Source organism: Microbacterium commune (assembly GCF_014836945.1).
In the GTDB taxonomy this organism is placed as follows: domain Bacteria; phylum Actinomycetota; class Actinomycetes; order Actinomycetales; family Microbacteriaceae; genus Microbacterium; species Microbacterium commune.
Genome location: NZ_JACSPX010000001.1, coordinates 621,770 through 642,266 on the forward strand (window position 1 = coordinate 621,770; position 20,497 = coordinate 642,266).

General features: G+C 69.1%; 15 protein-coding genes. 7 read left to right on the forward strand and 8 right to left on the reverse strand.

Annotation, left to right across the window (positions count from 1 at the left end):
* The first annotated feature begins 75 nt into the window (after nucleotides 1–75).
* Nucleotides 76–1,008: a Bax inhibitor-1/YccA family protein gene (locus H9633_RS02935; RefSeq protein WP_071642782.1), complete on the forward strand. Its 933-nt coding sequence runs from the start codon at nucleotides 76–78 to the stop codon at nucleotides 1,006–1,008.
* A gap of 209 nt (nucleotides 1,009–1,217) precedes the next feature.
* Nucleotides 1,218–1,487 carry a GlsB/YeaQ/YmgE family stress response membrane protein gene (locus H9633_RS02940; RefSeq protein WP_071642759.1) on the forward strand — a complete coding sequence of 90 codons (270 nt, stop codon included), beginning with the start codon at nucleotides 1,218–1,220 and terminating at the stop codon, nucleotides 1,485–1,487.
* Between the two features lie 71 nt (nucleotides 1,488–1,558).
* Here the strand turns inward: H9633_RS02940 and guaA are convergent, their stop codons facing one another.
* The 5 genes from guaA to H9633_RS02965 all read right to left on the reverse strand — a co-directional run bounded on the left by guaA (nucleotide 1,559) and on the right by H9633_RS02965 (nucleotide 10,391).
* On the reverse strand, nucleotides 1,559–3,145 hold the full coding sequence (guaA, locus tag H9633_RS02945; protein ID WP_191712028.1) for a glutamine-hydrolyzing GMP synthase: 1,587 nt from the start codon (nucleotides 3,143–3,145) through the stop codon (nucleotides 1,559–1,561).
* Nucleotides 3,142–3,624, reverse strand: a complete 483-nt coding sequence (locus H9633_RS02950) for a DUF3817 domain-containing protein (protein WP_191712029.1) — start codon at nucleotides 3,622–3,624, stop codon at nucleotides 3,142–3,144. Before H9633_RS02950 ends, guaA begins: the two co-directional genes overlap by 4 nt.
* An 88-nt stretch (nucleotides 3,625–3,712) precedes the next feature.
* Nucleotides 3,713–8,317: an ExeM/NucH family extracellular endonuclease gene (locus H9633_RS02955; RefSeq protein WP_191712030.1), complete on the reverse strand. Its 4,605-nt coding sequence runs from the start codon at nucleotides 8,315–8,317 to the stop codon at nucleotides 3,713–3,715.
* 158 nt (nucleotides 8,318–8,475) lie between these two features.
* Nucleotides 8,476–9,276, reverse strand: a complete 801-nt coding sequence (locus H9633_RS02960) for an SURF1 family protein (RefSeq protein ID WP_225211035.1) — start codon at nucleotides 9,274–9,276, stop codon at nucleotides 8,476–8,478.
* On the reverse strand, nucleotides 9,273–10,391 hold the full coding sequence (locus H9633_RS02965; protein WP_071642766.1) for a GuaB3 family IMP dehydrogenase-related protein: 1,119 nt from the start codon (nucleotides 10,389–10,391) through the stop codon (nucleotides 9,273–9,275). Before H9633_RS02965 ends, H9633_RS02960 begins: the two co-directional genes overlap by 4 nt.
* Nucleotides 10,392–10,646: 255 nt before the next feature.
* Here H9633_RS02965 and H9633_RS02970 point away from each other — a divergent pair, with 255 nt between their 5' ends.
* Nucleotides 10,647–11,492: a type IV toxin-antitoxin system AbiEi family antitoxin domain-containing protein gene (locus H9633_RS02970; protein ID WP_191712031.1), complete on the forward strand. Its 846-nt coding sequence runs from the start codon at nucleotides 10,647–10,649 to the stop codon at nucleotides 11,490–11,492.
* Nucleotides 11,493–11,606: 114 nt separating this feature from the next.
* Here H9633_RS02970 and H9633_RS02975 read toward each other — a convergent pair whose 3' ends face one another.
* The 3 genes from H9633_RS02975 to guaB form a co-directional block, all read right to left on the reverse strand.
* The gene (locus H9633_RS02975) at nucleotides 11,607–13,061 is read right to left on the reverse strand and encodes a pyridoxal phosphate-dependent decarboxylase family protein (protein ID WP_318247176.1); all 1,455 of its coding nucleotides are present in this window, start codon (nucleotides 13,059–13,061) and stop codon (nucleotides 11,607–11,609) included.
* Nucleotides 13,058–14,413, reverse strand: coding sequence for an MFS transporter (locus H9633_RS02980; protein ID WP_191712032.1), 1,356 nt, complete (start codon nucleotides 14,411–14,413; stop codon nucleotides 13,058–13,060). Before H9633_RS02980 ends, H9633_RS02975 begins: the two co-directional genes overlap by 4 nt.
* Before the next feature lie 147 nt (nucleotides 14,414–14,560).
* On the reverse strand, nucleotides 14,561–16,063 hold the full coding sequence (gene guaB / locus H9633_RS02985) for an IMP dehydrogenase (RefSeq protein ID WP_071642773.1): 1,503 nt from the start codon (nucleotides 16,061–16,063) through the stop codon (nucleotides 14,561–14,563).
* A gap of 346 nt (nucleotides 16,064–16,409) precedes the next feature.
* Here guaB and H9633_RS02990 point away from each other — a divergent pair, with 346 nt between their 5' ends.
* From H9633_RS02990 to H9633_RS03005, 4 genes are read left to right on the forward strand one after another with little or no spacing between them, the layout of a single operon-like run.
* A complete protein-coding gene (locus H9633_RS02990; RefSeq protein ID WP_071642788.1) occupies nucleotides 16,410–17,702 on the forward strand; it encodes a branched-chain amino acid ABC transporter permease in 1,293 nt (430 codons plus the stop codon).
* 3 nt (nucleotides 17,703–17,705) lie between these two features.
* Entirely contained in the window at nucleotides 17,706–18,683 is a 978-nt protein-coding gene (locus tag H9633_RS02995) for a branched-chain amino acid ABC transporter permease (protein ID WP_191712033.1), read from the forward strand.
* The gene (locus H9633_RS03000; RefSeq protein ID WP_071642776.1) at nucleotides 18,673–19,686 is read left to right on the forward strand and encodes an ABC transporter ATP-binding protein; all 1,014 of its coding nucleotides are present in this window, start codon (nucleotides 18,673–18,675) and stop codon (nucleotides 19,684–19,686) included. The genes H9633_RS02995 and H9633_RS03000 overlap by 11 nt, the downstream gene beginning before the upstream one ends.
* Nucleotides 19,686–20,426 carry an ABC transporter ATP-binding protein gene (locus tag H9633_RS03005; protein ID WP_071642778.1) on the forward strand — a complete coding sequence of 247 codons (741 nt, stop codon included), beginning with the start codon at nucleotides 19,686–19,688 and terminating at the stop codon, nucleotides 20,424–20,426. The genes H9633_RS03000 and H9633_RS03005 overlap by 1 nt, the downstream gene beginning before the upstream one ends.
* Nucleotides 20,427–20,497 lie beyond the last annotated feature (71 nt).

Below are 20,497 nucleotides of genomic sequence, written 5' to 3' on the forward strand. Positions count from 1 at the left end.
AAGCACCCATTCCATAGGTTGCCGCGAGTATCTTTGAGGAAAGAGATGACCGATCCCTCGGGAGCAGAGGCCACCATGAGCAATTTCGCATTCAACAACCCGGCGTTCCAGCAGCAGGATCCGCGAAATGTCGCGTCCTATCCCGGTTCGTCTCAGGGCACCTACGCACCGCCGCCCGCACCGGGCGCCGCCGCCGGCACCGCGTCGTTCCAGCACGCGGGAATGGATGCCGCCGCAAACGCGCAGCTGGAGGGCATGTACACCTCGCCGTCCGCGGGCGCGCTGGAGACCGACCGGATGACGGTCGAGGACACGGTCTGGAAGACCGCGGGCCTCTTCGCCATCCTGCTCGTCACCGCGGTCGTCGGCTGGGTGTGGACGGCGACCAGCTTCGTCAACTCCGGTGGCAACGCCGACATGACCCCATGGCTCGTCGGCGCACTCGGCGGTTTCGTTCTCGCCATGGTCGTCACGTTCACCTCTCGCAAGAAGGTGCGCCCCGCCCTCATCTGGGCCTACGCGGCGTTCGAGGGCCTGTTCGTCGGCGCCATCTCGGCTTACTTCGAGATCATCTGGCCGGGCGTGGTCATGCAGGCGACTCTGGCGACCATCGCGGTGGTCGGCGTCACCCTCGCCCTGTTCGCCAGCGGCAAGGTGCGCGCCAGCGCGAAGATGACCAAGGTCGTCATGATCGCGATGCTGGGCTACCTGGTGTTCTCGGTGCTCAACCTCGTGCTCATGTGGACGGGCGTCCTCCCCGCCGGCCAGGCCTTCGGCCTCTACAGCGCCGAGATCTTCGGCATCCCGCTCGGTCTCATCATCGGCGTGCTGGTCGTCTTCATGGCCGCGTACTCGCTCGTGATGGACTTCGACCAGATCCAGCAGGGCGTCCGCAACGGCGCACCGCGCAAGTACGGCTGGCTCGGAGCGTTCGGCATCATGGTGACCGTCGTCTGGCTGTACGTCGAGATCCTGCGCATCCTCGCGATCCTGCGCGGAAACGACTGATCAGACCCCCGCATCGCGAACGGGCCGCTCTCTTCGGAGGGCGGCCCGTTCCGCGTCTGCCGGTCGTCTACAGCTGCGGCGCATTACGCGCCTGAGAGGCACTTACCTCATCGCGCCGACCGACACAAGGGTGTGCCGCATATTCGTAGGTATCGGGCAGGGTAGAGGAATCCGGAACCCCGGGTATCACTCACAGATCGGAGACACTCATGGGCTTCCTCGCCTTTCTCCTCCTCGGACTCATCGCTGGTGCGATCGCGAAGCTGATCCTTCCGGGCAAGCAGGGCGGCGGCTGGATCGTCACCCTCATCCTCGGAGTCGTCGGCGCACTGCTCGGCGGCTGGCTGGGCAGCGTGCTGTTCGGCAAGGGCGTCGAGGGCTTCTTCGACCTCGGCAGCTGGCTGCTGGCCATCGGCGGCTCGATCATCGTGCTGCTGATCTACGGCCTCGTCGTCGGTCGCGGCAGCCGCCGCGCCTGATACGGGCACAGAGAAGAGGCCGCTGCCTTCGGGCAGCGGCCTCTTTCATGTGCGAGCGGAGCGTCGGGAGATCACTCCCACTCGATCGTTGCCGGCGGCTTGGACGTGACGTCGAGCACGACGCGGTTGACCTCGCGCACCTCGTTGGTGATGCGGTTCGAGATCTTGGCGAGCACGTCGTAGGGCAGGCGCGTCCAGTCGGCCGTCATGGCGTCTTCGCTGGAGACCGGGCGCAGCACGATGGGGTGGCCGTAGGTGCGGCCGTCGCCCTGCACGCCCACCGAGCGCACATCGGCGAGCAGCACGACCGGGCACTGCCAGATCGTCTCGTCCAGGCCCGCCTTGGTGAGCTCCTCGCGGGCGATCGCGTCTGCTTCGCGGAGGATCTCAAGACGCTCGAGTGTGACCTCCCCGATGATCCGGATGCCGAGGCCGGGGCCGGGGAACGGCTGGCGGCCGACGATCGCCTCGGGGATGCCGAGCTCGCGTCCGATGGCGCGGACCTCGTCCTTGAACAGCGCGCGCAGGGGCTCGACGAGCTCGAAGTCGAGGTCGTCGGGCAGGCCACCCACGTTGTGGTGCGACTTGATGTTCGCGGTGCCCGCTCCCCCGCCCGACTCGACCACGTCGGGGTACAGGGTGCCCTGCACGAGGAACTTCACCGGCGCGCCGCCGGTGGCCTTGGCCTCTTCGACAAGGTCGCGCTGCACCTGCTCGAACGCGCGGATGAACTCGCGGCCGATGATCTTGCGCTTGGTCTCGGGGTCGGTGACCCCCTCGAGGTGGCCGAGGAACGTGTCGACGGCGTCGACAGTGATCAGCCGCACGCCGGTGGACTCGACGTAGTCCTTCTCGACCTGCTCGCGCTCGCCCTTGCGCAGCAGCCCGTGATCGACGAACACGGCGGTCAGCTGGTCGCCGATCGCCTTGTGCACGAGGGCCGTCGACACGGCCGAGTCGACGCCGCCGGAGAGCGCGGAGATGACGCGGGCGTCGCCGACCTGCTCGCGGATGCGCTCGATCTGCTCGGCGATGACGTTGTCGCTGTTCCAGTCTGCGGGAAGCCCCGCACCCCGGTGCAGGAAGTTCTCGATGATCGCCTGGCCGTGATCGGAGTGCTTGACCTCGGGGTGCCACTGCACACCGTAGAGCTTGCGCCCCTCGTTGGCGAAGGCGGCGACCTTCGTCGCGTCCGTCGTCGCCAGCACGTCGAAGCCCTCGGGAGCGCGCGACACCTGGTCGCCGTGGCTCATCCAGACGTTCTGCTCAGCGGGCTGACCGGCGAGCAGCGTGCTGTCGGTGGCGGGGATGTGCGCGTCGGTCGCGCCGTATTCGCGAAGACCCGTGTGCGCGACCTCCCCGCCGAGGGTCTGCGCCATGTACTGGAAGCCGTAGCAGATGCCCAGCGTCGGAACACCGAGCTCGAACACGGCCGGGTCGAGCTGCGGTGCGCCCTCTTCGTACACCGAGGAGGGTCCGCCCGAGAGGATGAGCGCGACGGGGTTCTTCGCCGCGATCTCCTCCGCCGTGGCGGTGTGCGGCACGATCTCGCTGTACACGCCCGCCTCCCGGACGCGGCGGGCGATCAGCTGCGCATACTGCGCTCCGAAGTCGACGACCAGCGCGGGGCGCTGCTGGGTCTCGGTCTGCTCGGTCAACGGGCACCTTCCGTGGTGGTGGGCGCAGGCGTCGCGGTTGGCTCCGCGGCCTCGCGCTGGGCGAGATAGGCCTTCACGTCGCGCGCCACGCGCGTCTCCATGAAGAAGGACAGCAGCGGGATGACACCGCCGAGGGCGAGCAGGATGAAGCGCACGAACGGCCACCGCATCATGCTCCACATGCGGAAGCAGGCGAACAGGTAGACCACGTAGAACCAGCCGTGCGCGACGAGGATGCCCTGTGACACGTTGAATCCGTCACCGGTCGATTCCAGCCCGTCGGCGGTCTCGACGACATCGGCGAACCAGAGCGGACCGCCGGATCCGCCGAGGAAGAGTTCGAGGTGGATCGGCGTGTACTTCAGCACCATCTCGGTCACGAGCAGCAGCAGCATGACGCCGGTGATGATCGAGGCGACCTGGTAGAACTTCAGCGCTCCGCGGATCGCCGGGAAGCTGGCGACTCTGGGCTCGGGCATGCCCTCCATTCTAGCCGCCGCGCTGATACGGCGAAGGCCGCCGGGATCGCTCCCGACGGCCTCCGCCCGCATCAGATGCGTGCCGTGATCACCAGCGGGTGATCAGACCCCAGATCCAGTCGACGATCTGCTGGATGATGCCGCTCACTCCGCCGGCGCGGTTGACGTGCACCGTGGCGGTGGCCGCGTCGCCGTCGGCCTGCGTCACGGCCAGGGTGTACTTGCCCGGCTGGGTGCTCTTCGGCACGCGCACCGTGGTCGAGAACGTTCCGTCGTCTCCGACCTGCACGGTGCCGACCTGCACGGCCTGCCCCTTCTTGGGACGCAGCTCGACGGTCACCGTCTCGCCGGGGGTGAAGCGCTCGCCGGTCAGCGCGAGGGTGCCGCCGGCGCTGACCTTCGACGAACCCGTCGTGATGGTGCCCTCGAACGGTCCGGGCTCGGGCTCGTCGGCGGCCACCGTGAACGGCAGCGTGACCGCCGCGCCCACGTCCGGCGTCGCGACCAGCGGCGCACCGGCTGATCCCTCAGGCACGGTGAACGAGATGCTCGCCCGGCCGACCTCGTCGGTCGTGTTCACGATGGTCGGGTCGACCGCGGCCGAACCCACCGGGACGCCGCCCAGCGACAGCTCCACCGTCGTCGGCACCCGATCGCCCGCGCTGAACGCGAGCGACGACAGCGCCACGGTCACCACGTCGCCCGTGGCGTAGCCGTCCGCACCCGGGGCCGGCGTGATCGACGCGCCCACGGCGCGCTGGTCGAGGTCAGGGCTCGCCGTCTTGTTCGCGTCGAACCAGTCGACCATCGACTGCAGGTCGATCTTGCCGGTGTCCTTGGCACTGGTGCCCTTCGCCAGGGTGGAGAAGTTGTCTCCACCGGCGGCGAGGAACGAGTTCGCCGCGACCGTGTACGAGGCGGCCGGGTCGAGAGCGGCTCCGTTCAGGGTGATCGAGGTGATCCGCTCACCCTGCGCCGCGGTGGGATCGTACGTGTACGACAGCCCCTCCGAGACGCCGAGCTTCAGGAACGGACGGCTGGCGCCCGCCGGCTGCCACTGCTCTTCGAGCACGGCCTTCAGCTGTGCACCGGTGAGCTGGGTCGTGACCAGCGTGTTGGCGAACGGCTGCACCGTCGCCGCCTCACGATAGGTGACGTTGCCGTCGGGGTCGTTCGCGTTCGACGAGGCGTAGGTGAGGTTGGCGCGGATGCCGCCCGGGTTCATCAGCGCGACGTCAGCGCCCGTGGCCCACTTCTGCACGTCGGCGACGAAGTTGCCGATCGTCGACTCGCCACCGCGGTTCTCGGTGCCGTCGGCCTGGCGAGCGCGGTTGAGATCGGCCGTGATGTCGCCCACCTTGACGGCGCCGAGCACGTCGGCCTCCTTCTTGGCTTCGTCGACGATGGCCTGCACCTCGGCGACCGGCTGGTAGTTGCCCGCCAGCGGACGGATCTCGTTGGTGATCGAGATGAGCTCGTTCTTGTTCGGGTCGACCTTCAGGTTCATCACGCCCATGTTCTCGCCGTACTGCCCCGCTGACACGACCGGACGGCCGTCGATGACGTGGTTGTAGGCCAGGTGGGTGTGCGCCGAGACGATCGCGCTGACGTCGTCGCCGACGCCGTAGACGATCTCGCCCAGTGCCGACTCGGGGGTGATGCTGTCGGCCGACACGGTGGTCGCCCCCTCGTGCACGAGCAGGATGACCACATCGGCTTCGCCGTTGGCGTCGTCGCCGTCTCGCAGGTTCGCGGCTGCGGTGTTGACCGAGTCGACGATGTCGCGCACCTCGAGGTCGGCGATCCCGGCCGGCGAGACGAGCGAGTCGAGCTCTTCGGTCACGGCGCCGACGAAGCCGACCCGCACGCCGTCGACCTCCTTCACCCATGACGGGGCGAGGGCGGTCTCGTCCGAGCCCTTCAGGAACACGTTCGACGAGATGTACTCCCAGTCGGCGCGCTCCTGCACGCGATCGCGAAGGTCTGCCCACCCCTGGTCGAATTCGTGGTTGCCCGCGGCGCTCACGTCGAGGCCGGCGGCGTTGAGCGCGTCGATCGTCGGGTTGTCGTCCTGGATGAACGAGGTGAACGTCGATGCGCCGATCAGGTCGCCGGCGGCGGCGAAGATCGTGTTCGGGTTGGCCTCGCGCACCGCCTTGACCGCTCCCGCCAGCACTGCCGCGCCGGCTGCCTTGCCGTCGGCCTCGATGCGGCCGTGGAAGTCGTTGATCGTGGCGATGTCGATGCTGACCGGCGGCTCGGTGGCCGAGACGCCGACGAGGATCGGGTCGTGGTCACTCGAGCGGTACGGTGTGCCCGTCTCGGTGGCGCCGTACGCGTAGCCGCGGTCGCTCCACTCCGGCGAGTTGATCGTCCACGCGTCGGCGCCGGTGATGGACCTCGCCAGTGACGGCGAGGCGATCACGTGGTCGAGCGAGCCCAGCTCGCCGTCGAACGTGTAGGTGTAGCTGCCGGGCGAATGCACGGGGACGGTGTCGACCCAGCCCTTCGATGTGAACACGTCGATCGGGTCTTCGTGGCCGTAGGCGTTGAAGTCGCCGATCAGCAGCATGTCGTCGCCGTTGGTCTTCTCCAGCTGCTCGGTGAACGCGAGCAGCGACTGCGCCTGCTTCACGCGGTCGGCGTTGAAGAAGCCCTGTCCGTCGGCCGGCTGCGTGCCGGAGCCGGACTTCGACTTGAAGTGATTCGCGATCACGGTGATCGTGCGACCGTCCGCGTCGAACGCCTGGGCGATCGGCTCGCGCGCGTTGCCCCACACTGTCTCGTCGTCGATGGTCTGCGCGTCGCCGACCGGCTTCACCTCGTTCGCCTTGTAGATGATGGCGTTGGTGATGAAGTCAGTGGTGGCCGCGTTCTGCAGCGACTGCGGGGTGGGAACGTACGCCCACACTCCGCTGCCGGCCTCCGCATTCAGCCCGTCGACCAGGTCGGCGAGCGCGGTGTCGGCGGGCTCGCCCAGCTTCACCGAGTTCTCGATCTCCATGAGCGAGACGACATCGGCATCCAGCGTGTTGATCGCGGAGACGATCTTCGACTTCTGGATCGCGAACTCGGCCGCGGTCTTCGCGCCGCGGGCGTCGGCGTTCTCGCTGGTCAGCGTGGTGAAGTAGTTGTACACGTTGAACGACGCGATCTGCACGTCGCCGCCGACGGAGGGGACCTCGGGGCGCGGGTTCTTCATGGTGAAGCCGAACTTCTCGTCCGCCGGCGAGGCGCTGTCGAGCGGGGTGACGGGCTGCAGCCGCCAGTCGTCGAACCCGTACTGCAGCACGAGGCCCTTGCCGCCGAAGTCGACCGCGTCGCCGTTTCGCACGACGGCGTCCTTGGTGAAGTAGGGCTGGTCGTTCAGGTGATCCTTGTTGCTCACCTGGATGCTGTAGCCGTCGTCGAGCAGGATCCGGTCGGCGCGGTTCGCCGCGGCGATGGCATCCGCCTCGGCCCCCGGGCGCTTCAGCTCGGTGCCCTTCACGTTGAGCTCGCCGGGATTCAGCCACAGCGTGCCGAAGTTGAACAGCTGGTGGCTGGAGGCGACGAGGTAGTCGCCGGTGGGCAGCACGAGCATGTTCTCGTACGCCTCGCGCGCCGTGCCGACGACCGTGGTCGGCAGGGGTGCGGGGGCGGGCACGCCGGCGCCCGCCGTGACGACGGAGACGCCGGATGCCGATGACGGGGCGATCTGCGTCTGGCCGAAGTACTCGTCGACCACGCCGGTCACCGAGACCAGGTCGCCGATCGCACCGGGAACGGTCGTGCCGCCGAGGAAGACGAAGATGCCGTCCGAGGCATCCGGGGTCTTGTCCTCTGCGCCGCCTGACCCTGCGGTCTGGATGACGATGCCCTTGTAGCCGCCCGTGCGGTAGTCGGCGGTGATGACGCCCTCGACGGTGACGGTCTTGCCCTTGTACGGCGAGACGTCGGTGGTGCCCTGCACCTCGGCGATACTCACCTTCTGCGCGGGTTCGGGCTCGGGTTCGGGCTCGGTGGTGCTGCCGGAGCTCGTGGGTGTGATCGTCGCGGAGAGCGCGAAGTCGGCCTTGTTGTCGTCGGTGTCCTTGCCGTCGGTGCGGTTCAGCGACCTCACGTCGGAGGTGCCGGTCGGCGCTCCGGCGACCGTGCCCTCGAAGGTGTTCGAGCTGCCGTATCCGAGCAGATCGACGACGCCGTCCGCGCCGGCGGCATCCCCGACGGGCAGCGTCACGGCCGAAGCGCCCTGCACGAGGGCGATCGTCCCCGCGGTGCCGCTCGGGGTCAGCGTGCTGGTCTGATCGGGCGTGGGCAGAGCGGCACCCGCGGTGCCGTTGCTGTTCGCCTGAACGAGGAAGTAGCCACCGGCCTTGATGGTTCCGGTGAGCGCGACGACCCCGTTCGAGGCGCCCGAGCCTCCCGCGGAGCGGTACTGCAGCGACATCCCGTCGAGCACGACGTCCTTGCCGGTCGGGTTGTACAGCTCGATGAACTTGTTCTTGAACGCGGCACCGGCGCTGCCGCCGGACAGGTAGGCCTCATTGATGACGACGCCGGTGCCGGCGACATCCGCGAAGGCGGGCGCGGCGATGAGCGATCCCATGCTCATCGTGAACGCCGTGGTGAGCGCGAGCGCGGCGATGCGCCCCCGCTTCCTCTGGTGGGCGATCGGAACGGCCGCGTTCCGATCGGCAGGGGTGTGCATCATGAATGCCGTCTCCTCATTCTGGTTGGCCGGAGATCTCGTGGATCCGCCGTCAGACGCTCGAGCACGTGCTCGCGCATGAAAGCGACCATAGGCCGGGCCTCCGACATCCGGCAAGAGGGTTCGCCCACCCGTCACCGGATGGTCACCCCGCCGTCGCGTCAGGCGTGCGCGTCTTCGAACTCCTCGACCTCGCGCTCCCAGGCATCCTTCGCCAGGCGGTACCAGAGGTAGAACGCGAAGCCGGCGAAGATCGCCCACTCGGCCGCGTAGAAGATGTTCAGCCAGTTGACGGGCGACTTCTCCTCGGGCGCCGGTGAGTCGATGTCGACGAGTCCGGCGGGGGCGGTGAGGGATGCCAGATACGGGCGGTACACGTCGAGCTGCTCGACGTCGTGCCACTGGCTGAGCAGCGCCGCGGGCGACATCCTCGTCAGCGCGAAGACGTCGTCGGCCGGCGGCAGCTCGACGCCCTCATCGTCGATCAGCCGACCGGTGAGCTCGACCTCGGTGGCACCCTGACCGGCGAGCGCGTCGGCGGCGGCATCGGCCTGCTCTCGAGTCGGAGCCCAGCCCAGCGCGACGGCGATCGACGTGCGATCGGCGACCCGCAGCTGCCCGGTGACCCAGTACCCCTCGACGCCGGCGTTGAACCGGGACGAGATCACGATGAAGTCCTCGGCGACCCACTCGCCGCTCGTGGTGACCTTCTGACCGCCGAGCGGTTCGGGCAGGTACTGCCCCGGTTCGACCACGTCGGTCAGCGGGCGCACCTGCTCGGTCGCGCCGGGAGGCGGCGGGTCGGTGTCGATCGCGCGCGCGAGCTGCCACTGTCCGAGCCAGGCGAAGACGCCGGCGACCACGAGGCAGAGCAGAAGCACGCCGATCCAGCGCCCGCGCAGCATCACCTCGCGCAGCGTCGGGGGGAACTCCTGCGCCGGGGCGGGCAGCGGCTCGGTCATCCCAGCTCGTACGGCGCGAGCACGACCTCGACCCGCTGGAACTCCTTGAGGTCGGAGTACCCGGTGGTCGCCATCGACTTGCGCAGCGCGCCGATGAGGTTGGCGGTCCCGTCGGCGACGGGTGCCGGGCCGTACAGGATCCGCTCGAGGTCGGCGACCCGGTCGACGGCGACGCGCCGGCCTCGGGGAAGTTCGGGGTGGTGCGCCTCGGCGCCCCAGTGGAAGCCCTGTCCGGGGGCATCCGTCGCGCGCGACAGCGCGACACCCAGCATCACGGCATCCGCACCCATCGCGAGGGCCTTCACCATGTCGCCGGAGGTGCCGACGCCGCCGTCGGCGATGACGTGCACGTAGCGTCCGCCCGACTCGTCGAGGTAGTCGCGGCGAGCCGCGGCGACGTCCGACACGGCGGTCGCCATCGGGGCGTGGATGCCCAGGGTCACGCGCGTGGTCGACGCCGCTCCCCCGCCGAAGCCGACCAGCACGCCCGCCGCGCCCGTGCGCATGAGGTGCAGGGCGGCGGTGTAAGTGGAGGCGCCGCCGACGATGACGGGCACGTCGAGGTCGTAGATGAACTTCTTGAGGTTCAGCGGCTCGACGGCGCTGGAGACGTGCTCGGCGGAGACGGTCGTGCCGCGGATGACGAACAGGTCGACGCCGGCGGCGACGACGGTCTCGTACAGCTCCTGGGTGCGCTGCGGGGTGAGCGAGCCCGCGACGGTGACGCCGGCCTCGCGGATCTCGGCGAGGCGCTGCTTCACGAGCTCCGGCTTGACCGGCTCGGAGTACAGCTGCTGCATCCGCACGGTGGCGGTCTCCGCGGGGAGCGCGGCGATCTCGTCGAGCAGCGGCTGCGGGTCGTCGTAGCGGGTCCACAGGCCTTCGAGGTCGAGCACGCCGAGCCCGCCGAGCCGGCCGAGCGCGATGGCGGTCGCCGGGCTGACGACGGAGTCCATCGGGGCGCCGAGCACCGGGATGTCGAACGAGAACGCGTCGATCGTCCACGCGGTCGAGACGTCGGCGGGGTTGCGGGTGCGTCGCGATGGGACCACCGCGATGTCGTCGAACGTGTACGCGCGGCGCGCGCGCTTGCCTCGGCCGATCTCGATGTCCATGCTCACCCCTCCAGCCTACCCGTGGTCGCCGGCGGCCCCTCTGTCGACGGGCTCGCTCGCCGCCCGCCGGCGGTAGGCGAATACGCGGAGGTAGGCCCCCGGGACGGTTCGTCCACCTGCGCTGGCGTGTTCGCCTACCTCGGCCGAGTGCACCGGGAGCCCACTCTTCCTGCACACAAGCCGCGTACGCGCATTCCGCCCACATTCGGCCCTTCCCGGCCCGTCGGATGCCCGAGGCCGCCAGGCTCGTGCGTCATGAGAACTCCTCTGCTGACCTGGATGGAACAGCGGCACGGCATCGCGCACAGCTCGGACGCGCGCGCCGCCGGATACTCCGACTGGACTGTGCGCACGGCGGTCGAGGCGGGGACCCTCGAGCGGGTACGTCGATCGTGGCTGGTCAGCGCCGACTGCTCTCCGCAGCGCCGCGAAGCCGCGCAGGCAGGCGGACGGATCACCTGCATCACCGCAGCGCGCGAGAAAGGTCTCTGGGTTCCGGCGGCCGAGAACACGCACGTCGCGGTCGCGCCGACGGCATCCCGCAACGCGCGCGAGGGATTGCAGATGCACTGGGCGCAAGGGCCGCTCCCCGTGGCTCGCTTCAGCACCGAGGAGCCGCTGTTGAACGTGCTCTTCCACGTCGCGAGGTGCCTCGATCCCGCCGAAGCGGCCACGGTGTGGGAATCGGCGCTGCGCACCGGATCGGTGACCCTCACCCAGCTGCGACGGACGCAGTGGGGATCGCTGCGACCGGCTCAGGTGCTCGAGATGATCGGCGCGCTGTCGGACTCGGGCGTGGAGACGACCTTCGTGCGGATCGCGCAGACGTGCGGCCTCGAGGTGCGCCAGCAGGTCGTCATCGACGGTCACCGGGTAGACGCGCTGATCGGCGAGCGACTCGTCGTCCAGCTCGACGGTTTCGAGTTCCACCGCGAGGCGAAGGACAGGCGGCGCGATCTGCGGCAGGACGCCCGGCTCGCTCTGCTGGGCTACACGGTGCTCCGCTTCGACTACCAGCAGGTCATGTTCGACGCGCGATACGTGATGGAGACGCTCATGAACGCGATCGCGCAGGGTCTGCATCTGTCACCCCGGCGCTGATCCGGGCATCCGGCGCAGGCGAACGCACGGACGTAGGCCGATCCACCCGACCTCCCGCCTACCTGCGCGTGTTCGCCTACCTCCGACGGGCGGTGGAACCGACCGGCCGGTGCGTCAGCGCGGCTCGGACATCCGCGCGAGCAGCTCGATGAGCAGCGCCTCGGCCACGGGCCGCGGCAGCCGCTCGAGCAGGGCCATCAGCGTGGCCATCGGCCGATCCGCCGACACCGATCCCGCGCCGGCGAGCCGCAGCAGTCGCCACGCCGCCGTCGGGCCGGGAACGCGCCCGCCCGGGCCGTAGCCGAGCAGCCGCAGGGTGGCCAGCAGCAGCCACGGGTCGGCCGCGGGCGTGCCGCGCACCTCATCGGCGGCGGCCGCGAGCGCGCGCGTGAACTCCCCGATCCGATGCTCGATCACGGGGGTGAGCGTGAGGTGCGCGCTGTGCGCGATCCGCACGCCGTTCTGCTGCACCAGACCGGGCTGGGGCTGGATCTTCCATCCGTGCCCCACCATCGCGTCGGCGAGGCGGTGCGGGTCGACGCGCTCCGATGCCGGCACGCTGTCGTCCGAGCCGAGCGCGATCGCCGGCCCGATCGGGTCGCCGATGACCCGCAGGCCGGGGATGTCGTCGACCGCGCCTCTGACGGCGTGCGCGACCCGGTGGATCGAGCCCGTCAGCCGCCGGTACCCGTCGTCGCCGAGATGCTCGATGATCGCCCACGCAGCGGCGAGCGGTGACGCCGAGCGCGAGCCGAGCAGGGTCGGGTTGACGATGGGATAGCCGGCCCACCCCGTCGTCGCGAAGTACTGCGCCCGCTGGCGACGCCGGCCGCGCTGCAGCAGCACCGACACCCCCTTGGGTGCGTATCCGAACTTGTGCACGTCTGCCGAGATGCTCGTGACCCCGCGCACGCGGAAGTCCCATGCCGGCAGCCCCGGCCACCACGGCAGCACGAATCCGCCGAAGCACCCGTCGACGTGGCAGGAGATCCCCCGACCGGATGCCGCGGCCGCGACCTCTGCGATCGGATCGAGCAGTCCGGTGGGATACGACGGCGCGGAGACGACGACGAGGGCGACGTCGTCTCCGAGGCGCTCGATGAGGTCGGTTGCCGCGATCGTTCCGTCGGGCGAGCAGGGCACGGGATCGAACTCGAGATCGAACAGCTGCGCGGCCTTGATGAACGCGGCGTGCGCGGTGGCCGGGGCGACGAGGCGCGGACGGACGCCCCCCGCCGAGTCGGCATGCGACGTCCGCCACAGGTCGCGGGCCGTCTTGACCGCGAGCAGGCAGCTCTCGGTCCCCCCGCTCGTGACGGTGCCGACGACCGATCGGCTGCCGTGCAGCATCCGTCGGGTGAAGCCGATCACGTCGCGCTCCATCGCGGCGATCGACGGGAACACGGTGGGATCGAGGCCGTTGAGAGGTCGCGCGAGACGTGCCGCGGCGTCGGCCAGCTCGTCGAGTTCGGCGAGACCGGAGTCGTACACGTACGACAGCACCCTTCCGCCGTGCGTGGGCGCGTCTGCGGCGCGCATCCGGCGCAGACGATCGAGGATGTCGCTCACGCCGACGTCCCGACGATGTCGTGCTCTCGCAGCCGGTAGCGGGCGAGTGCGACGAGGCTGAGCAGCATGAGCGCCGCCGGGAGCAGGCTGAAAGCCACCGCGATGCCGGTCACGGCGGCATCCGGCTGGACGACCTCGACCGCGGCCGTGGTCTCGATGTAGCCGGTGGCCGCGAGCACGATCGAGAGCACCGTCGCGCCGAGTGCCATGCCCGTCGTCTCCCCCGCCGTCCACACTCCGCTGAACACCCCGGAGCGGTTGTCGTGTCCGCCTGCGCTGTGATCGTGCGCGATGACGTCGGGCAGCATCGCCATCGGCAGCGTCTGCATGCCCGCGTAGGCCGCGCCGGCGAGCGCGACGGGTGCGAGGATCCACCATCCGGGCGTCCAGATCATCACGCCGAGCATCGCGGTCGCCGCGAGGAAGACCGCGCTGGCGATCCGGAATCCGCGCTCTTTGCCGATGCGGTCTGCGACGAGCTTCCACACCGGAGCCATCAGCAGAGCCGGGGCGATCAGCGCGACGAACAGCGGGGTCACCGCGCCCTCGTCGCCCAGCACCCAGCGCGCGACGAACTGCGCGGCCGCGAGCATCAGCCCGGTCGCGAGTCCCTGCAGCACGAACGCGCCGAGCAGCACGCGGAACGGCTGGCTCTCACGCAGTGCGGCTATGCCGTCGCGGTAGTGCTTCGCGATCGATGCGCCGGGACGCACGGGCAGCATCGGGCGGGTGGGGGCGACGGTGGATGCGACGAACAGGCCCACGCCGAGCAGCACGGCGGCCACGGCCGCCATCACGAGATAGCCCAGCAGCGGGTCACCCTCGAACATGCCGCGGATCTCGGGCCCGCCGGCGCCGAACAGCAGGATCGCGACGGTCAGCATCACCACCCGCCAGGTGAGCAGACGGGTGCGCTCGCGGTAGTCGTCGGTGAGCTCGGCCGGCAGCGCGATGTACGGCACCTGGAACAGGCTGAAGCATGTCGCTGCGAGCATGAACGCGATGAGCACCCAGACGCCCGAGGTCACCGGTCCGATGCCGGCGGGGACGGCGAAGGTCAGCACGAACGCGATCGGCAGGCCGATAGATCCGATCAGCATGAGTCCGCGACGCGATCCGGAGCGCGCGAGTGCCGTGTCGCTGAGCCCGCCGATGACCGGGTCGATCAGCACGTCCCACACCTTCGCGCCGGTGACGATCGCGCCGGCGGCGAGCGCCGTCACGCCCAGCGAGTCGGTGAGGTAGTAGACCAGCACGAGTCCGGGCAGCGTGGAGAATCCCCCGGTGCCGAGCGAGCCGATGGCGTAGCGGGTGATCTGTCCGCGAGTGAGCGTGTTCGACGCTGAGCGCATGCGGCTCACTCTAGTGGTGGGTGCGCGGCCGTCGTCCGACGCGGCGGAGGTAGGAGAACAGACGAGGGTAGGACGAGAACACGGGTTCTCGTCCTACCCTCGCGTGTTGGCCTACGCCAAAAGAATCCGGATGCCGGCGCCGGGACCCTACTTCTTGTAGTTGGGCGCCTCGACGACGATCTGCACGTCGTGCGGGTGCGACTCCTTCAGGCCCGCCGCGGTGATGCGCACGAAGCGGCCGCGCGCCTTGAGCTCTTCGATGGTGCGGGCGCCGACGTAGAACATCGACTGACGCAGACCGCCCATCAGCTGGTACGCCACGGCCGAGAGCGGACCGCGGTACGGCACCTGCCCCTCGATGCCCTCGGGGATCAGCTTGTCGTCGCTGGGGACGTCGGCCTGGAAGTAGCGGTCCTTCGAGTACGAGGTCTGCTTGCCGCGGGTCTGCATGGCGCCCAGCGACCCCATGCCGCGGTACTGCTTGAACTGCTTGCCCGACTGGAAGACGATCTCGCCCGGAGACTCGTCGGTGCCGGCGAGCAGCGAGCCCAGCATGACGGCGTCGGCCCCGGCGACCAGCGCCTTGGCGATGTCACCCGAGTACTGCAGGCCGCCGTCGGCGATCACGGGCACACCGGCGGGGCCGGCCGCGAGGGACGCCTCGTAGACCGCGGTCACCTGCGGCACGCCGACACCGGCGACCACGCGGGTTGTGCAGATCGACCCGGGGCCCACGCCGACCTTGACGGCGTCGACGCCGGCATCCACCAGCGCCTGCGCACCCTCGCGGGTGGCGACGTTGCCGCCGACGATGTCGATGTGCTCGAAGGTGGGGTCGGCCTTGAGCCGCTTGACGAGCTCGATGACGCCCTGCGACTGGCCGTTGGCGGTGTCGACGACGAGAAGGTCGACACCGGCATCCCGCAGCGCCTCGGCTCGCTCCCACGCGTCGCCGAAGAAGCCGATCGCCGCGCCCACGCGCAGGCGGCCCTGGTCGTCCTTGGTGGCGAGCGGGTACTTCTCGCTCTTGTCGAAGTCCTTGATCGTGATGAGGCCCGCGAGCGTTCCGTCGGTGTCGATCAGCGGCAGCTTCTCGACGCGGTGCTTCGCGAACAGGGCGATGACCTCGCCGGCGGGAACCCCGACGGGAGCGGTGACGAGGTTCTCGCTCGTCATGACGTCCTTCACCAGCGTGGTCTGGCGCTCGAAGCCCGAGACGAAGCGCATGTCGCGGTTGGTGATGATGCCCACCAGGTGGCCCGCCTCGTCGACGACCGGCAGCCCCGAGATCCGGTAGCGCGCGCAGAGGTTGTCGACCTCTTCGACGGTCGCGTCCGGGGTCGTGGTGATCGGGTCGGTGATCATGCCCGACTCGCTGCGCTTGACCCGGTCGACCTGCGCGGCCTGGTCGGCGATCGACAGGTTGCGATGCAGGATGCCGATGCCGCCCTCGCGCGCCATCGCGATCGCCATGCGGGCCTCGGTCACGGTGTCCATTGCGCTGGAGAGCAGCGGGGTGGCCACCGAGATGCGCCGCGTGATCCGCGAGGAGGTGTCGGCCTCACTGGGGATGACGTCGGTGTGCCCTGGAAGGAGGAGCACGTCATCGTAGGTGAGTCCGACGAAACCGAACGGGTCGTGCTGCTGCATCAAAGCGTGCTCCTCTGCGCCGGAGGCGCGATCGAATGGCGAATGCGCGGGAACGTCTGCGACCGGAGATGGTGTGACGGTGTATAGATTCTAAGCGCGCTCGCGCCCGCGTTATTCCGAGAACGCCGAGAACGTCGGGAACGCCATGCACGTCAGGTCGGACACTCCCGAGATTCCGATCAGGACACGGATGGTGCGATGCGTGCCGACGACGGGATACGCTCAGTGCGACGTCCAAGCGGAGCGACGACCCGAAGTCGCTCGATGCACTCGATGTGGAGGATGCGTGGGACTCAGAACTGCGGCGCTTCAGCGCCCCCGAAACGGTGTGCTCGCGCTGTTCGCGATGCTGCTCGCCGCCTTCCTCGTCTTCGGCATGCCGGCCGGTGCCGCGCATGCGGAGACGACGCCGGACGGTCAGGAGGTCACCGACTTCTACTTCGCCGGCAACATCACGTACAAGGGCGAGCCGATCGAGGGCGTGAAGCTGGCGGTCGACGGCAACGGCTTCACCGGCGAGACGCAGACCGGCGCCGACGGCAAGTGGAAGCTCTACGTGCCCGAGAAGAAGAAGTACACCATCGCGGTGGATGAGGACACCCTCCCCAAGGGCGTCATCGTCGACACCTCGCAGCTGCCCGAGGGCGTGACCGCCGTCGACGGGACGAGCGGCTCGTTCGAGGCGGAGTTCGGCCTCACCGGCACGAAGATCGTCAACCTGTTCCTCGGACAGGGTGAGCGCGTCACCGTCTCCTTCCTCGACCAGCTCATCTCGCGCACCATCGGCGGCATCAACTTCGGTCTGCTGCTGGGCCTCGCCTCGATGGGTGCCGCGCTGATCTACGGCACCACCCGCCTCTCCAACTTCGCGCACGGCGAGATGGTCACCTGGGGCGGCGTCGTGGTGGTGCTGTTCACATCGTTCTGGAACCTGCCGCTGTGGGCCGGGATCATCGCCGCGGTGATCGGCGGCGGTGCGCTGGGCTGGGCGATGGATGCCGGGATCTGGCGCCCCCTGCGCCGACGCGGTCTCGGCATCGTGCAGCTGATGATCGTCAGCATCGGACTCTCGCTCGCGCTGCGCTACGTGCTGCAGTACATGATCGGCGGCGACACCGCGCAGCTGCCCGGTTCGAGCCCCGCCCCGATGCGGCTCGGCCCGATCTCGCTGTCGTACATCGACCTCATCGCGATGGCGATCAGCCTCGCCGCCATCCTCGGGATGGCCTACTTCCTCACTCGCACCCGCATCGGCAAGGCCACCCGCGCGATCTCCGACAACCCGCAGCTCGCCGCGGCCTCGGGAATCGACGTCGACCGGGTGGTGCGGATCGTCTGGATCATCTCGGGCTCGCTCGCGGCGCTGTCGGGCATCCTCTGGGCCTACTTCCGTCCCGGTGTGAAGTGGGACATGGGCATGCAGATGCTGCTGCTGATCTTCACCGCGATAACGCTCGGCGGCCTGGGCTCGGCGATCGGCGCCCTGATCGGATCGCTGATCGTCGGCATCTCGGTCGAGGTCTCGACGCTGCTCGGCGTCCCCTCCGACCTCAAGTACGCCACCGCCCTGGTCGCGCTGGTGGTCATCCTCCTGGTCAGACCGCAGGGTCTGTTCGGTCGCAAGGAAAGGCTGGGCTGACGCGTGGACTTCGGATCGATCTTCGGCAACACCGCCGCATACCTGTTCAGCCCGGTCACCATCGCGTACGCCCTGGCTGCCACCGGCCTCGCGGTGCACTTCGGCTACGCGGGACTGCTCAACTTCGGCATGGCCGCGTTCATGGCCGTCGGCGCATACGGCTACGCCATCCCCGTGCTCACCCTGGGCGCGCCGTGGTGGCTGGGCATGCTCATCGGCCTGGCCGGCGGTGCGCTGTTCGCGCTGCTGCTCGGCATCCCGACCCTGCGCCTGCGCGCCGACTACCTCGCCATCGCGACCATCGCGACCGCCGAGGTGGTGCGTCTGCTGTTCCTCACCCGTCTGTTCGAGGACGTCACGGGCGCGGCCGGAGGCCGCAGCGGCTACCACGAGGGCTTCCGTGCGGCGAACCCCATCCCGGAGGGCACCTACGGGTTCGGCCCGTGGACCTACAACGCCACGGAGCTGTGGAACATCGTGTTCGGCCTGATGCTGCTGGCCGTGTCGATCCTGCTCGTCTGGGCGCTGATGCGCAGCCCGTGGGGCCGCGTGCTCAAGGGCATCCGGGAGGACGAGGACGCGGTGCGCTCGCTCGGCAAGAACGTGTTCGCGTACAAGATGCAGGCGCTCGTCGTCGGCGGCGTCATCGGCGCCGCGGGCGGCATCGTCTTCGTGCTGCCCTCGGCGGTCGTGCCGGGCAGCTACTCGACGTCGCTGACGTTCTTCCTGTGGACGGTGCTTCTGCTCGGTGGCGCGGCGACGGTCTTCGGCCCGACGCTCGGCGCCGTGCTCTTCTGGGTGCTGTTCGCCTTCCTCGGCAATCTGCTCCCCCAGATGGCGACGGCCGGCTACCTGCCGATGTCGTCGTCGCAGGCCGAGATCGTGCGCTGGATCCTCGCCGGTGTGGCGCTGATGCTGATCGTGATCTATCGCCCGCAGGGCATCCTCGGAGACAAGAGGGAGATGACCTTTGTCAAATGAGAATCAGCCGGTCGGGGCTGCGGACGCGGCCTCCGTTCCGGTCACGCGCCAGAAGTCGACCGGCCTCGCGAAGGGGCCGGCGGCCCCCGGGGTGGCGAAGGTCGATCCGATCCTCGTCGTCGACGGAGTCGAACGTCACTTCGGCGGCCTGACGGCCGTCAACGTGGAGCACCTCGAGATCCCGCGCGGTGCGATCACCGCTCTGATCGGCCCCAACGGCGCCGGCAAGACGACGCTGTTCAACCTGCTCTGCGGTTTCGACCGGCCCAGCAGCGGCACCTGGCAGTACGACGGGAAGAACCTCGCCGGCATCCCCTCCTTCAAGGTGGCGCGGATGGGACAGGTGCGCACCTTCCAGCTCACCAAGGCGCTGTCGCTGCTGACCGTGCTCGAGAACATGAAGCTCGGCTCGCCCGATCAGCCGGGCGAGCGGTTCTGGGCGAGCCTGGTCCCCGCCATCTGGAAGAAGAAGGAAGTGGAGATCGAGCGGAAGGCGCGGGAGCTGCTGACGCTCTTCAAGCTGGATGCCAAGGAGAAGGACTTCGCGGCCGCGCTCTCGGGCGGGCAGCGCAAGCTGCTCGAGATGGCCAGGGCGCTGATGAGCGACCCGCAGCTCGTCATGCTGGATGAGCCGATGGCCGGGGTGAACCCCGCCCTGACCCAGTCGCTGCTCGAGCACATCCTCGGTCTCAAGGACCGCGGCATGACGGTGCTCTTCGTCGAGCACGACATGCACATGGTGCGCCACATCGCCGACTGGGTCGTGGTGATGGCCGAGGGCCGCGTGGTCGCCGAGGGCCCGCCCGAGACGGTCATGGAGGACCCGGCCGTGGTCGACGCGTACCTGGGCGCGCATCAGGATGTGGATCTCGGTGCGGTCACCGGCCGGATCGTCATCCCGGACGACGCCGGCTCCGGAGCCGCCGCGACGCGGCTGCGCGAGAAGATCGAGGCCGAGGCCGAAGCCGAGCTCGAGGCGGATGCCGAAGAGGAGAAGAAGTGATGGATGCCTCCGACGAGGTCGTTGTCGAACTCACGAACGTGCACGCGGGCTACCTCCCGGGCGTGAACATCCTCAACGGTGCGAACCTGGTCGCTCGCAAGGGCGAGCTCATCGGGATCATCGGACCGAACGGCGCGGGCAAGTCGACGCTGCTGAAGGCGATCTTCGGCATGGTGCAGGTGCGCGACGGCGAGATCACGCTGAACGGGTCGAGCATCGTGGGCCTGACGGCCGACAAGCTCGTGTCGAAGGGCGTGGCGTTCGTGCCGCAGACCAACAACGTGTTCCCCTCGCTGACCATCGCCGAGAACCTGCAGATGGGTCTGTACCAGAACCCGAAGATCTACGCCGAGCGTCTCGAGTTCGTCACCGGGATCTTCGCCGAGCTCGGCACGCGCCTGAACCAGCGCGCCGGCTCGCTGTCGGGCGGCGAGCGCCAGATGGTCGCGATGTCGCGTGCCCTGATGATGGACCCGTCTGTGCTGCTGCTCGACGAGCCCTCGGCCGGCCTCTCGCCCGTGCGCCAGGATGACGCGTTCATCCGCGTCTCCGACATCAACAAGGCGGGCGTCACGACCATCATGGTCGAGCAGAACGCACGCCGCTGCCTGCAGATCTGCGACCGCGGGTACGTGCTCGACCAGGGCCGGGATGCCTACGAGGGAACCGGCCGCGACCTGCTGAACGATCCGAAGGTGATCGGCCTGTACCTGGGGACGCTGGGCCAGGACGCCGCCTGACACCTGATTCCGCTGTCACCCGCCCCCTGCGGCCGGGCATGAAGAAAGCCCCGGATGCCGATCGGCATCCG